Source organism: Salipiger thiooxidans (assembly GCF_900102075.1).
Taxonomy (GTDB): Bacteria; Pseudomonadota; Alphaproteobacteria; order Rhodobacterales; family Rhodobacteraceae; genus Salipiger; species Salipiger thiooxidans.
In genome coordinates this window covers 129799-143991 of sequence record NZ_FNAV01000014.1, presented here as the reverse complement: position 1 = coordinate 143991, position 14193 = coordinate 129799, and the positions used below count along the sequence as shown (strand labels likewise).

11 protein-coding genes are annotated in these 14193 nt (G+C 68.3%); 7 read left to right on the top strand and 4 right to left on the bottom strand.

Annotated elements, in window-relative coordinates; all coding sequences use genetic code 11:
* Positions 1-121: 121 nt before the first annotated feature.
* Together BLQ77_RS20305 and BLQ77_RS20300 are read right to left on the bottom strand one after the other, a co-directional pair.
* Complete coding sequence (locus BLQ77_RS20305) at positions 122-1057, bottom strand: electron transfer flavoprotein subunit alpha/FixB family protein (RefSeq protein ID WP_089962571.1); 936 nt, start codon at positions 1055-1057, stop codon at positions 122-124.
* A gap of 20 nt (positions 1058-1077) precedes the next feature.
* Positions 1078-1827 (bottom strand): electron transfer flavoprotein subunit beta/FixA family protein, encoded by a 750-nt coding sequence (locus tag BLQ77_RS20300; RefSeq protein WP_089962568.1) that lies wholly within the window; start codon positions 1825-1827, stop codon positions 1078-1080.
* Positions 1828-2108: 281 nt separating this feature from the next.
* On the opposite strand from BLQ77_RS20300, the gene BLQ77_RS20295 reads away from it, so the two are divergent.
* From BLQ77_RS20295 to BLQ77_RS20265, 7 genes are all read left to right on the top strand, one after another.
* Complete coding sequence (locus BLQ77_RS20295) at positions 2109-3152, top strand: GlxA family transcriptional regulator (RefSeq protein ID WP_089962565.1); 1044 nt, start codon at positions 2109-2111, stop codon at positions 3150-3152.
* Positions 3153-3303: 151 nt separating this feature from the next.
* Positions 3304-4557 (top strand): sarcosine oxidase subunit beta family protein, encoded by a 1254-nt coding sequence (locus BLQ77_RS20290; RefSeq protein WP_089962563.1) that lies wholly within the window; start codon positions 3304-3306, stop codon positions 4555-4557.
* An 11-nt stretch (positions 4558-4568) separates the two neighbouring features.
* Positions 4569-4871 (top strand): sarcosine oxidase subunit delta, encoded by a 303-nt coding sequence (locus tag BLQ77_RS20285; protein WP_089962561.1) that lies wholly within the window; start codon positions 4569-4571, stop codon positions 4869-4871.
* Positions 4868-7858, top strand: a complete 2991-nt coding sequence (locus tag BLQ77_RS20280; RefSeq protein WP_089962559.1) for a sarcosine oxidase subunit alpha — start codon at positions 4868-4870, stop codon at positions 7856-7858. Before BLQ77_RS20285 ends, BLQ77_RS20280 begins: the two co-directional genes overlap by 4 nt.
* Before the next feature lie 10 nt (positions 7859-7868).
* Positions 7869-8423 (top strand): sarcosine oxidase subunit gamma, encoded by a 555-nt coding sequence (locus BLQ77_RS20275; RefSeq protein WP_089962556.1) that lies wholly within the window; start codon positions 7869-7871, stop codon positions 8421-8423.
* A 16-nt stretch (positions 8424-8439) separates the two neighbouring features.
* The gene (gene purU / locus BLQ77_RS20270) at positions 8440-9324 is read left to right on the top strand and encodes a formyltetrahydrofolate deformylase (protein ID WP_089962553.1); all 885 of its coding nucleotides are present in this window, start codon (positions 8440-8442) and stop codon (positions 9322-9324) included.
* A gap of 187 nt (positions 9325-9511) precedes the next feature.
* The gene (locus BLQ77_RS20265; RefSeq protein WP_089962551.1) at positions 9512-11116 is read left to right on the top strand and encodes an HWE histidine kinase domain-containing protein; all 1605 of its coding nucleotides are present in this window, start codon (positions 9512-9514) and stop codon (positions 11114-11116) included.
* 18 nt (positions 11117-11134) lie between these two features.
* Here BLQ77_RS20265 and BLQ77_RS20260 read toward each other — a convergent pair whose 3' ends face one another.
* Both BLQ77_RS20260 and BLQ77_RS20255 read right to left on the bottom strand, forming a co-directional pair.
* Complete coding sequence (locus tag BLQ77_RS20260) at positions 11135-13177, bottom strand: ATP-dependent helicase (protein WP_089962547.1); 2043 nt, start codon at positions 13175-13177, stop codon at positions 11135-11137.
* Between the two features lie 102 nt (positions 13178-13279).
* Complete coding sequence (locus BLQ77_RS20255) at positions 13280-14188, bottom strand: AEC family transporter (protein WP_089962544.1); 909 nt, start codon at positions 14186-14188, stop codon at positions 13280-13282.
* Between the last annotated feature and the right edge of the window lie 5 nt (positions 14189-14193).

Here is a 14193-nt window from a genome sequence, read left to right as displayed (position 1 = left end):
GCGAATCCAATTGTCTATGAGGTCTTGCGTTTCACAGTAGCGATGACCGGCCGGCCCTGTCGGGCTCAAACGGCATGGCACGCGCGGAAAGCGACCGCTCGCCGCGCGCCCCGGTTCGGTGTCAGAGGCTGCTTTCCAGCTCCGGCAGGATCTGGAAGAGATCGCCCACGATGCCGTAGTCGGCCACCTGGAAGATCGGTGCTTCCTCGTCGGTGTTGATGGCGACAATGATCTTCGAATCCTTCATCCCTGCAAGGTGCTGGATCGCACCGGAGATGCCGCAGGCGATATAGAGGTCCGGAGCCACCACCTTGCCGGTCTGGCCGACCTGCAGGTCGTTCGGCGCGTAGCCCGAGTCGACCGCGGCGCGCGAGGCGCCCACGGCGGCGCCGAGCTTGTCTGCGACCGGGTTCAGCACCGCGCGAAACTGCTCGTCCGAACCAAGCGCGCGGCCACCCGAGACGATGATCTTGGCCGAGGTCAGGTCGGGGCGGTCGTTGGCCGAAAGGATGTTCTCGACGAAGCTCGACAGCGCGGCGCCGGCATCGGTGGTCTCGACGGCGACGACCGGTGCCGCTGCAGACCCTGCACCGGCGGCGGCGAAGCCCGCGGTGCGCACGGTCACAACCCTGGTCGCGTCGGTGCTCTGCACCACCTCGATGGCGTTGCCGGCATAGATCGGGCGCTTGAAGGTGTCGGCGGACACGATCTCGGTCACCTCCGAGACCTGCATCACGTCGAGCAGCGCGGCGACGCGCGGCAGCACGTTCTTGCCGGTGGTGGTCGCAGGCGCGATGATTGTGTCGTAGCCAGGAGCCAGCGACAGGATCAGCGCGGCGGCGGGCTCGGCGAGACGGTGCTCGAGCGCATCGGCCTCGGCCAGCAGCACGTTGCGGACCCCGGCCAGCGCGGCGGCCTGCGAGGCGGCGGCCGCGGCGTCCTTGCCGGCGATCAGGATGTCGACCTCTGCGCCGATCTGCGCGGCGGCGGTCAGGGCTTTCGCGGTCTGCTCGGAAAGCGACGCGTTGTCGTGGTCTGCGAAGAGAAGGATTGCCATGGTATCTGTTCCCGCTTCTGTCAGAGGACGCCGGCTTCGGATTTGAGCTTGTCGAGCAGTTCGGCCACGCTGGCAACCTTGACGCCGGCGGCGCGTGCGGCCGGCTCCTCGACGCGCAGGATGGTCAGGCGCCTGGCGACGGTCACGCCGTAATCCTCGGGCGACCTGGTCTCGAGCGGCTTCTTCTTCGCCTTCATGATGTTCGGCAGCGAGGCGTAGCGCGGCTCGTTGAGGCGCAGATCGGCGGTGACGATGGCCGGCAGCGCGATCTCGATGGCCTGCAGGCCGCCGTCGACCTCGCGGGTGACCCTGGCCTTGCCCTCGCCCAGCTCGAGCGCCGAGGCGAAGGTGCCCTGCGACCAGCCCAGCAGCGCCGAGAGCATCTGGCCGGTCTGGTTGCAATCGTCGTCGATGGCCTGCTTGCCGAGGATCACGAGGCCCGGCTCTTCCGCCTCGACCACCCCTTTCAGGAGTTTCGCGACACTGAGCGGCTCGACTGCGTCCTCGGCGGTGATCAGGATGGCACGGTCGGCGCCCATGGCGAGCGCGGTGCGCAGCGTTTCCTGCGCCTGTGCCGGTCCGACGGACACCGCGATCACTTCCAAGGCCTTGCCGGCCTCCCTGAGGCGGATCGCCTCTTCCACGGCGATCTCGTCGAAGGGGTTCATCGACATCTTCACGTTGGCAAGCTCCACACCGCTGCCATCCGCCTTCACGCGGATTTTCACGTTGTGGTCGACGACGCGCTTCACGGGCACGAGTACCTTCATGTCCTGTCCTCTCTGTCGGTGCCCCCGGGGCTCCGTCCGTTTCGTCATTCAGGACGTGCGCGACGCCCCTCTATCCTTTTCCTGCGCCCCGTCCCCGGGGCGTCCAGATCCTTGGCCGCAGCGCTGACTGGCAGCGCTTACTGGCGGAACGCCCGGACGCGCAGCGCGGCTGACCGACACTCTTGCAATTTCCCGCATCCGAAAAACAGTATGATTGCGTCAATGCGAGATTACGGCTACGACAACGGATCAGGAATTTCCGAGCACCGGAGCGCGACCTGATGACACCTGCCAACGCCCCCCTCCGCCCCCCTGCCCGCACCTCGAATCCCCATGCGCTGAGACCCCGCACCGGCGCCGCGCGCCTGTCGGTCGGCTTCATCCTCGCCAAGCGCTTCACGCTCTGCGCCTTCGCGAATTTCGTCGACGTTCTGCGACTTGCGGCGGATGAGGGCGACCGCTCGCGCCCGATCCTGTGCAACTGGACCGTGCTATCGGAGACCATGGACCCGGTGACCTCGAGCTGCGGCATCTCGGTGCAGCCCAAGGAGCGACTCGGCGATCCGTCGCGATTCGACTACATCGTCGTGATCGGCGGGCTGATGGACGAGATGCCGGGGCTGAGCGCCGGCTACGTCAAGTTCCTGCACCAGGCCGCCGAGGCCGGGGTGCCGCTGGTGGGCGTCTGCACCGGCGCCTTCATGCTGCACCAGGCCGGGCTGCTCGACGGTTACCGCTGCTGCGTGAGCTGGTTCCACCACGTCGACTTCCTCGAGCAGTTCGAGGGGCTGACGCCGGTCGCGGACCAGATCTTCGTGGTGGACGGCGACCGCCTGACGTGCTCGGGCGGCGCCAGCTCGGCGCATCTCGCGGCCTATCTGGTGGACAAGCACGTCGGCCGCGCCGCGGCGAGCAAGAGCCTGCACATCATGATCATCGACGACCAGTTGCAGGCCGACAAGCCGCAGCCGGGCATCACCATGGATTTCAAGACCCGCGACCCGATCGTCCTGCGCACGCTGCTTCTCATGCAGCAGAACATCGACACGCCGCTCTCCGTGACCGAGATCGCCCGGCGCATGGGCCACAGCAAGCGCCAGCTCGAGCGGCACTTCCGCACCGCGCTCGACACCTCGCCGCAGGCCGCCTTCCTCAGCATCCGCCTGTCGCTCGCGCACCACCTGATCGAAACCAGCGACAAGTCCATCGCGCAGATCGCGCTGGATTGCGGATTCTGTGATTCCTCGCATCTCAGCCGGATGTTCCAGCGCCGCTTCGGCGTCACCCCGCGGGCCCTGCGCAAAAGCGACACCCCCGACGACTGACGCGACATCGGCAAATCGCGCCATCGCCCGGAAAGAAGATCTGCGCCGGGCCTTGGCGCGATTCTCCGCGTTCCGCGTCGCGAACATTCAATAATGCCGCCGCGCCGCCCGCTACGAAGCCTGTCAGACTTCTCCAGCGGGGGGCACGCCCATGACGCGTTTCAACGCCTTCAACCTTCTCAGACACGCCCTGACCGGTCACAAGAAGTGGACCGAACAGTGGCCGGACAGCCAGCCGAAAGCCGAGTATGACGTGATCATCGTCGGCGCCGGCGGCCATGGCCTGGGCGCTGCCTACTACCTCGCCAAGCAGCACGGCATCACCAATATCGCCGTGATCGACAAGGGCTGGCTGGGCGGCGGCAACACCGGCCGCAACACCACGATCATCCGCTCGAACTATCTCTACGACGAGAGCGCGCGGCTGTTCGACCACTCGGTCGACCTGTGGCAGGGCCTGAGCCAGGAGCTCAACTACAACGTCATGTATTCGAACCGTGGCTGCCTCATGCTGGCGCATACGGTGCATGACGTGCAGAGCTTCAAGCGTCACGTCCACTCCAACCGGCTCAACGGCGTCGACAACCGCTGGCTCACGCCGGAGGAGTGCAAGGAATACTGCCCTCCAATCAACATCTCCAAGACCTCGCGCTACCCCGTCATGGGCGGTGCGCTGCAGGAACGCGCCGGCACCGCCCGCCACGACGCGGTCGCCTGGGGCTATGCCCGCGGGGCCGCGGCGCGCGGCGTCGACATCATCCAGAACTGCGCCGTCACCGCGATCCGTCGCGGCCCGAACGGCTCTGTGATCGGCGTCGACACCGACAAGGGCTTCATCAAGGCCAAGAAGGTCGCGGTCTCGGCCTCGGGCCACAACAGCGTGGTCATGGCGACCGCGGGCGTCCGCCTGCCGCTCGAATCCATGCCGCTGCAGGCGCTGGTCTCCGAGCCGATCAAGCCGGTCTTCCCCTGCGTGGTCATGTCCAACGCCGTGCACGCCTATTGCTCGCAGTCCGACAAGGGCGAGCTGGTGATCGGCTCCGGCACCGACCAGTACGTATCCTATTCCCAGCGCGGCGGCCTGCCGCTGATCGAGCACACCATCGCGGCGATCTCCGAGGTGTTCCCGATCTTCAACCGCATGCGGATGCTGCGGAAATGGGGCGGGATCACCGACAACACCCCGGACCGCTCGCCGATCATCGGCAAGACCCCGGTGCCGAACCTCTACGTCAACTGCGGCTGGGGCACCGGCGGCTTCAAGGCGACCCCGGGCTCGGCCCACGTCTTCGCCTGGACCATCGCCAAGGACGAGCCGCACCCGATCAACGCGCCGTTCACGCTCGAACGCTTCCGCACCGGCCGGCTCATCGACGAAGCCGCCGCCGCCGCCGTCGCGCACTGAGGATCCCGACCATGCTCCTGATTCATTGCCCCTACTGCAACGAGACGCTGCCCGAGGTCGAATTCGCCTATGCCGGCGAGGCCCACATCGCGCGCCCGGTGAACCCGTCCGAAGTTTCCGACGCCGACTGGGAAGCGTTCCTTTTCCTCCGCGACAACGTGAAGGGCCCGCATTACGAACGCTGGCGCCACCTCCACGGCTGCGGACGTTTCTTCAACGCCGTGCGTGACACCGTTTCCGACAAGTTCCTGACCACCTACGAGGCCGGCGCACCGCGTCCCGACCTCGCCAGCCTGACCGAGCGCCTGAAATGAGCCAGTATCGCGTATCCGGCCGGGGCCGCGTCGACACTTCGCGCCCCGTGAGCTTCACCTTCGACGGCAAGACCTTCACCGGCGCGCAGGGCGACACGGTCGCCTCGGCGCTGCTGGCCAACGGTGTCCACCTGATGGGCCGCTCGTTCAAGTATCACCGTCCGCGCGGCCCCGTCGCCGCTGGCTCTGAAGAACCCAACGCGCTGATCGGCACCCGCCGCGGCGCCGGCCGGTTCGAGCCCAACACCCGCGCCACCGTGCAGGAGATCTGGGACGGGCTCCAGACCAATTCGCAGAACAAGTACCCGAGCCTCAAGTTCGACGTGGGCGCGGTCAACGACGCTGCCTACATGCTGTTTTCGGCCGGGTTCTACTACAAGACCTTCATGTGGCCGCGCAGCTTCTGGGACAAGGTCTACGAGCCGTTCATCCGCGGCGCGGCTGGCCTCGGCGTCTCGCCGACCGAGGAAGACCCCGACCACTACGCCTCGCGCAACATGCACTGCGACGTGCTGATCGTGGGGGCTGGCCCGTCCGGCCTCGCCGCGGCCCGCGCAGCCGCCGTCGAGGGGCTGAAGGTCGTGCTGGTCGACGAGAGCCCCGAGGCGGGCGGCACACTGCTGTCCGAACCGCAGGTGAAGATCGACGGCAAACCCGCATGGGACTGGCTCGCGGCCGAGGTCGAGGCGCTCAAGGCGCTGGGTGTGAAGATCATGACCCGCACCACCGCCATCGCATACTACCACCAGAACATGGTGGGCCTGTGCGAAAAGCTGACCGACCACCTCGCCACGCTTCCCGCCGACACCCCGCGCGAGCGGCTGTGGCGGGTGCGCGCAGGCCAGGTCGTGCTGGCGCAGGGCGCGCTCGAGAAGCCGCTGGTGTTCCACGGCAACGACCGTCCGGGCGTGATGCTCGCGGGCTCGGCCCAGACCTACCTCAACCGCTACGGCGTGCTCGTGGGCACCCGTCCCGTGGTCGTCACCTCGCACGACTCCGCATGGTATGCGGCCTTCGATCTCGCCGATGCGGGCGCCAAGGTTCAGGCCATCGTGGACATCCGCGAGGGCGTGCACGAGGCGCTGCTGACCGAAGCCCGCGCTCGCGGCATTCCGGTCAAGCTCTCGCACACCGCCACCGCCACCAGCGGCCGGCTGCGCGTCTCCAAGATCCGCGTGAACCCGGTCCGCGGCGGCCAGGTCGGCTCGGGCACCGAGATCGACTGCGACGCCGTGCTGATGTCGGGCGGCTGGACCCCCTCGCTGCACCTCTTCTCGCACACCAAGGGCTCGCTGGCCTGGAACGACGACCTGACCACCTTCCTCCCGGAGAAGACCCCCGAGGATTGCGTGATCGCCGGCGCGAGCCGCGGTCTCTGGGGCGTCGAGGCGGCACTCAGGGACGGCGCCGAGAAGGGCCGCGAGGTCGTGGCGGCGCTTGGAAAGTCCGGCGCCTCGGTGGCCTACGCGGTCGCCGACGACCGCACCGGCACCGGCGTCTCGATGAAGGAGCTGCCGACCGACCGCTCGCCGGGCAAGGCCAAGGCCTTCGTCGACTACCAGAACGACGTGACCGCCAAGGACCTGCGTCTCGCCGTTCGCGAGGGCATGCGCTCGATCGAGCACGTCAAGCGCTACACCACCAACGGCATGGCGACCGACCAGGGCAAGATGTCCAACATCAACGGCCTGAACATCGCGTCCGACGCGCTTGGAAAGAAGCAGCCGCAGGTCGGTCTCACGACCTTCCGGCCGCCCTACACGCCGACCACCTTCGGGGCCTTCGCGGGCTATCACCGCGGCAGCCACTTCGAGGTGACCCGCAAGACCCGCATCGACGAGTGGGCGGCACAGCATGGCGCGGCCTTCGAGCCGGTCGGCCAGTGGCGCCGGGCGTGGTACTTCCCGAAGGCGGGCGAGAGCATGGACGACGCGGTGCGTCGCGAATGCGCCGCAACCCGCGAGAGCCTCGGCATCTTCGACGCCTCCACCCTCGGCAAGATCGAGGTGGTGGGCCCCGACGCGGTCGAGTTCATGAACCGCATGTATACCAACCCCTGGACCAAGCTGGGCGTCGGCCGCTGCCGCTACGGCCTGCTCTGCGGCGATGACGGCTTCATCCGCGACGACGGCGTGATCGGCCGCATGGGTCAGGACAGGTTCCACGTCACCACCACCACCGGTGGCGCGGCGCGCGTGCTGAACATGATGGAGGACTACCTCCAGACCGAATGGCCCGACCTCAACGTTTGGCTGACCTCGACCACCGAGCAATGGGCGACCGTTGCTTTGAACGGCCCCAACGCCGCCAAGCTGCTCGCCCCGCTCGTCGAGGGTGTGGAGCTGACCGAAGAGGCCTTCCCGCACATGTCCTGCGTGGAATGCACCGTCGCCGGCATGCCGGCACGCCTGTTCCGCGTCAGCTTCACCGGCGAGATCGGCTTCGAGGTCAACGTCCCCGCCCCCATGGGACGCCAGCTCTGGGAAACGCTCTGGGACGCCGGTCAGCAGTACGGCATCACGCCCTACGGCACCGAGACCATGCACGTGCTCCGCGCCGAGAAGGGCTACATCATCGTCGGCCAGGACACCGACGGCACCGTCACGCCCTTTGACGCGGGCATGGGCTGGGCCGTGGGCAAGGCGAAGCCCGATTTCGTCGGCAAGCGCGGCCTCGCACGGCCCGACCTCGTCGCCAAGGGCCGCAAGCAGCTCGTGGGCCTGCTGTCCGAGGACGGCTCGAAGCTGGAAGAAGGCGCGCAGATCGTCTTCGATCCCAAGCAGCCGATCCCGATGAAGATGGTCGGACACGTCACCTCGTCCTACGACGTGGGCACCACCGGCCGCCCGATCGCGCTGGCCCTGGTCGAGGGCGGCCACGATCGCCTGGGCGAGATCGTCCACATCCCGATGCCCGATCGAACCATCGCCGCGAAGATCACCGGAACGGTGTTCTTCGATCCCGAAAACGCACGCCTGAAGATCTGAGGAGACTAGAATGAACGCACCCATTTCCTCCTTCGCGTCCGGCCCGCTGGTCGAGACCAGCGCCGCACGCGTCTCGCAGTCGGCACCCTGCGGCCGGCTGTCGCTGCGGGCCCGCGGCGATCTGGCTCCCTTCGAGGCGGTGCTCGGCCTGTCGCTCGGCGGCCCCATCGGCGCCCGCGCCACCGCCGGCGAGACCGAGTCGATCCGGCTCGGCCCCGACGAGTGGATGCTGCACTGCCCGGTCGAGGCCGTCGCCGGCCTCGAGGCGGCGCTGGCACCGCTCTACGGCAGCCACCCGCACAGCCTCGTCGACGTGTCGGGCCGCGAGACCTCCTTCGTGATCGAGGGACCGCGCGCCTCGGAGCTGCTCACCATGGGCTGCCCCCGCGACATCGAGACCATCCTCCCGGGCTCGGGCCGCCGCACCGTCTTCGACGGCGTCACCGTCATCCTGTGGCGCGACGCCGCCGACCGGTTCCGCATGGACCTGTGGCACAGCTTCGCACCGCACCTCCTCCACCTTCTCGAGACCGGCAGCCGCGAACTGGCCGCCGAGTCCCTCTGACCGCAAAGGACGGGCCATGCCCCAGATCATCCTGACCGCGTCCTGCCCGGTACGTCCCGGTATCGTTGCGGCGATTTCGATCTTCCTGGCCGAGCAGGGCTGCAACATCCACGACAGCTCGCAGTTCTCCGACATCGCGAACGACCGCTTCTTCATGCGGCTGAGCTTCGAATCCGAGAGCGGCGTCACCCGCGCGGCACTGACCGAGGGCTTCGCCGAGACCGCGTCCTCCTTCGAAATGGACTACGCCTTCCACGACCCGTCCGAGAAGATGAAGGTCGTGATCATGGTGTCCCGCTTCGGCCACTGCCTGAACGACCTGCTCTATCGCTGGCGCATCGGCGCGCTGCCGATCGACATCGTGGCGGTGATCTCGAACCACATGGATTACCAAAAGGTCGTGGTGAACCATGACCTCCCCTTCCACTGCATCAAGGTGACGAAGCAGAACAAGCCCGAGGCCGAGGCGGAGCAGATGCGCATCGTCCGCGAGAGCGGCGCCGATCTCATCGTGCTGGCGCGCTACATGCAGATCCTGTCGGACGAGATGTGCCAGGAGATGTCGGGCCGGATCATCAACATCCATCACTCGTTCCTGCCGTCCTTCAAGGGGGCAAACCCCTACAAGCAGGCGTTCGAGCGTGGCGTGAAGCTGATCGGGGCGACCTCGCATTACGTGACCGCGGACCTCGACGAGGGCCCGATCATCGAGCAGGACACCGTGCGCGTGACCCACGCCCAGAGCCCGTCGGACTACGTGTCGCTGGGCCGCGACGTGGAAAGCCAGGTGCTGGCGCGCGCCATCCATGCGCACATCCACCGCCGGGTGTTCATGAACCGCGACAAGACCGTGGTCTTCCCGGCCTCGCCCGGCGAATACGCCAGCGAACGCATGGGCTGAGGCCAGCCGCCACTGTTCCCGAAGGGGGCGGGTCCGCCCCGCCCCCTTCGACCCAGTGACACCCCGACGATACGTCCCCGCGCGGCGGTGATTTGTCTGTGCAGACCGCGACTCCTGCCCTATCTTCCACTGAACCCCTGCCGGAAAGCCGACGCGGCCCCGGAGGGTTCAGTTGCAAGGAGCCGTTTTGCTACGCCGCCAGTCACCAGATTTCGACAAGCTCTCCTTCCTGTCCGGCCATAGCGCGATGGCAAAGCGCATCCGGGATTTCGACTGGAGCACCCATCCGCTCGGCCCGCCGGACACATGGTCCGCGGCCCTGCGCTCGGCGCTGGGGATCGCGCTGAACTCGGCCTTTCCGACCTGCATCTACTGGGGCCCCGAGCTGCGGCTGCTCTACAATGACAGCTGGTCGCTCATTCCCGGTCCACGCCATCCCGGCTGTCTCGGCGAGCCTGCGGAAGAGGTCTGGTCCGACATCTGGCATGTGATCGAGCCGCAGTTCACCCGGGCGATCAGCAGCGGCGAGGGCGTCTATTTCCGCGACCAGATGCTGCCGATGCGGCGCTACGGGGTCGAGGAAGAGACCTACTGGACCTACAACTTCACGCCGATCCGCGATGACGACGGCTCCATCCGCGGCGTGTTCAATTCGGGTAACGAGACCACGCGGCAGGTCATGCAACAGACCCACACCCGCTTCCTGCTCGAGCTCAGCGACGTCTACCGCACCATGGGCGACGTCGACGCGGTGCGCGGGCGCTCGCTCGAGATGCTGGGCAGGCATCTCGAGGTCGACCGCGTCGGCCTGCGCGAACAGCGCCATTCCGACCCTGACCACGCCCTGCCGGTCGTCGAGCAATGGTGCGCCGAAGGCGTCGAGCCGGTCCCGGCGGCGCGCGGGCAGGTCCCCATAGACAACAGCGCCTGGGCCGAGTTGCTGCTGGGTCGGGTGGTCCGCATCGACGGCAGCACCCCCGGTCGCGAAGAGGTCGAGCGCAAGGTGCTCGACCAGATCGGCTGCGCCTCGGCGCTGGCGGTGCCGTGGGTGACCGAGGGCCGGACCGAGGCGATCCTCTTCGCCCATTCCTTCGCCGCGCGACACTGGACAGATCTCGAGGTCGAGACGGTCGAGGCCGTGCTGTCGCGGATGATGACGCTGATGGAGCGCACCCGTGCCATCGCGCGCGAGCGCCTGATGTCGCGCGAGATCAACCACCGCGCCCGCAACCTGCTGTCGGTGGCCCAGGCGATGATCCGGCTGGCGCGGGCCGAGGAGCCCGAGACCATGCGCGCCAAGCTCATCGACCGGCTCTCGGCGCTGGCCAAGAACCACGCGCTGCTCGCCAACCAGCGGTGGGAGCCGGTGGCACTGCGCCAGATCCTCGAACAGGAGCTCGCGCCCTATCGCGGCAATTCCGCGATCCGCATCGGGCTCGATGGGCCGCATGTGGTGCTGACCCCGGACGAGTGCCAGTCGCTGGGCATGGTGTTCCACGAGCTCACCTCCAACGCCGCCAAGTTCGGCGCGCTGCGCCAGACCGGCGGCGGGCTCGAAGTCAGCTGGGGCCTGACGCCCGAGGATCGTCTCGCCATCGACTGGCGCGAGGCCTGCGACACCCCGCCCCCGGCGCCCGAGACGGCAAAAGAGGGTTTCGGCACCAACCTCCTGCACCTGATGGTCGAGCGGCAGCACGAAGGCCGGCTCACGCGCGAGCTCACGTCCGAGGGCATGCATTGCGCGATGGACCTGCCATGGCGCGCCGCGACCCCGGCAACCGAGCCCGCCTGACCCGCGCCGCTCTCTGGCTCAGCCCCACATCTGCCGCATGCGCGCCGAGACATCGATGCGCTGCGGCGCCGGCCCGGTGGCGCCGGGCCGCGGCAGCGGCGACCACGTGACCTGCTCGAATCTGCCCAGCATCGCCTTGGGAATGAAACGGGTCCGCGTGGCATAGACGTGCCGGTCGCCGTTGCGCCCCTGCTGGCTGACGTAGAAGCGCAGCGGCAGGCCCAGCGTCAGGTGATCCTTCGCGCGGGTCATCGCGACGTAGAGCAGCCGCCGCTCCTCCTCGAGCTCGTGGCTCGAGCCGGTGCCCAGATCCGAGGGGATGCAGCCGTCGACCGCGTTCAGCAGATAGACCGACCGCCACTCCTGTCCCTTGGCGGAATGGATGGTCGAGAGGATCAGGTAGTCCTCGTCCTGCAGCGGCTTGCCGGCCCGGTCGCTGGTGGCGTCGGGCGGATCGAGGGTGAGCTCGGTCAGGAAGGCCTCGGCCGAGGGGAAGCCCGCGGCGATCTGCTCGAGCTGCATGAGGTCGGCGTGGCGGGTCTCGGCGTCCTCGTGGAGGCGGTCGAGATGCGGCTCGTACCACGCCCGCGCCAGCCCCAGCCCCGCCGGCCAGTCGGCCCGCGCGGCCATGGCCTCGACGAAGGCGGGCCAGTCGGCGGCGGCGCGCGCCGGGGGCGGGATCTCGCGCAGAACGGTGAGCGGATCGGCGGCAAGGTCGAGCGCATCGAGGATACGCCCCGCCGCCTTGGGCCCGATCCCCGGCATCAGCTGCAGCACCCGGAACCCCGCCACCCGGTCGCGCGGATTGCGCGCCAACCGAAGCACCGCCAGCAGGTCCTTCACATGGGCACTGTCGAGAAACTTCAGCCCGCCGAACTTGACGTAAGGCACGTTGCGCCGGGTCAGCTCGGCCTCGAGCTGCACGGAATGGCTCGACGTGCGGAACAGCACCGCCTGGTCCTTGAGCCGGGTGCCGGTCTCGCGGTCCTCGAGGATACGGTCGACGAAGTGGCGCGCCTGGTCGGCCTCGGTGGCGACAGTGACGATGCGCGGGCGCGCGTCCGAGGCGCGGGTGGTCCAGAGGTTCTTGGTGTAGCGCTCGCGCGCCAGCCCGATCACCGCGTTCGCCGCCTCCAGTATCGGCTGCGTCGAACGGTAGTTGCGGTCGAGCGTGATGACATCGGCGCGCGGGCTGAAGGCGTCGGGGAAGTCGAGGATGTTGCGCACGGTGGCGGCGCGGAAGGCATAGATCGACTGGGCGTCGTCGCCGACCACGGTCAGCCCCCGCCCGTCGGGCTTCAACGCCATGAGGATCCGCGCCTGCAGCCGGTTGGTGTCCTGGTACTCGTCGATGAGAACGTGATCCCACGCCCCGCCGATATGGGCGGCAAAGCCCTCGTCCGACATGACCTCGGCCCAGGCCAGCAGCAGGTCGTCGTAATCGAGCACGTTCTGCTCCTGCTTGGCGGTGACATAGGCGCCGAAGAGCTGCTTCAGCTCCTCCGCCCACTCGGCGCACCACGGGAAGTGGTCGCGCAGCACCTCGTCCAGCGGGTCGCCCGAGTTCACCGCCCGCGAGTAGATCGCGAGGCAGGTGCCCTTGGCCGGGAAGCGCCGCTCGGTCGACGAGAAGCCAAGCCCGTTGCGGCAGAGGTTCATCAGGTCGGCGCTGTCCTCGCGGTCATGGATCGAGAAATCCGGATGCAGCCCGATGGACAGCGCGTGCTCGCGCAGGATGCGGGCGCCGATGGCGTGGAAAGTCCCGGCCCAGCTCAGCGCCTCGGCCACCACGCCCTTGCCCATGGCCTTGGCGGTGATGCGCTCGACCCGCCGGGTAAGCTCGGTCGCGGCGCGGCGCGAAAAGGTCATCAGCAGGATGCGCTGCGGATCGGCGCCGTTGACCAGCAGGTGTGCCACCCGATGCGCCAGCGTCATGGTCTTGCCCGAGCCCGCGCCCGCGATCACCAGCAGCGGCGGCGGCAGCCCTTCGGCCCCGACGCCGAATTCGACGGCGGCGCGCTGGTTGTCGTTCAACGTATCGAGATACCCGGCCTCAGCCATGTCCTGCCCTGCCCCGTGTTGCGCTCCGGTTTGGGGGCAGGATAGCGCGGCAGGAACATAAAGGGAACTTCGATCTGGCCCGGGCGGACGCCGGTGCGGCGCTCAGCCGATGCCCAGCAACAGCAGGATCAGCGGGATCGTGGCAACGGCGGCAAGGGTCTGGGCCGTCACCAGCCCCGCCATGAAGGTGCCGTCGCCGCCAAGCTGGCGGGTCAGCACATAGGCGGTGGGCGCCGTCGGGATCGCCGAGAACACCACCAGCACCATCGCCTCGGTCGCGCCGAGGCCGAACAGCGCTGCCACACCCGCCGCCAGAACCGGCATCGCCAGGAGCCGCAGCGCGCCGTTGCCGACCAGCGCCACCACGTCCTTGCGCATGGCGACCGGACGCAGCGCCGCGCCGACGCAGAGCAGGCCGAGCGGCAGGCTGCCGCGGGCCAGAAGCTCGAGGAAGGTGCCCCCGCCGAACGGCAGGCCGATGCCCGAGAGCGCCAGCACGATGCCCACGATGCAGGCGAGGATCAGCGGGTTGCGCAGCATCGCCCGCCCGAGCCCCAGCGGATCGCGAAGCGCGTTGGCCTCGGTCAGCGCCATGATCGACAGCACGTTCACCAGCGGCACGGTCACCGCGAGGTAGACCGCCGCCCGACCAATGCCCTCGGGGCCGGACAGGCTCGTGACGATGGCAAGCCCGAGATAGGTATTGAAGCGCACCACCCCCTGCAGCGCCGGCCCGAAGCGCGAGGCGGGGACGCCGCGGATCCGGCGGGCCACCAGCATGACGAGCGACGCGATACAGACCGTGGCGATGGCCGCCGCGCCGAGCTTCAGGATCGCGGGATCGCGCACAGGCGCTTTCATGAGGCTCGCGACCAGCAGCGCGGGGAAGAGGATGAAGTAGTTCATCCGCTCGGCGGCGGGCCAGAAGCCGGGCTCGGGGAACCCAGCGCGGGCCAGCACGTAGCCGAGGCAGATCAGCGCGAAAAGCGGCCAGATGGTCAGGATGAGCACGTCGG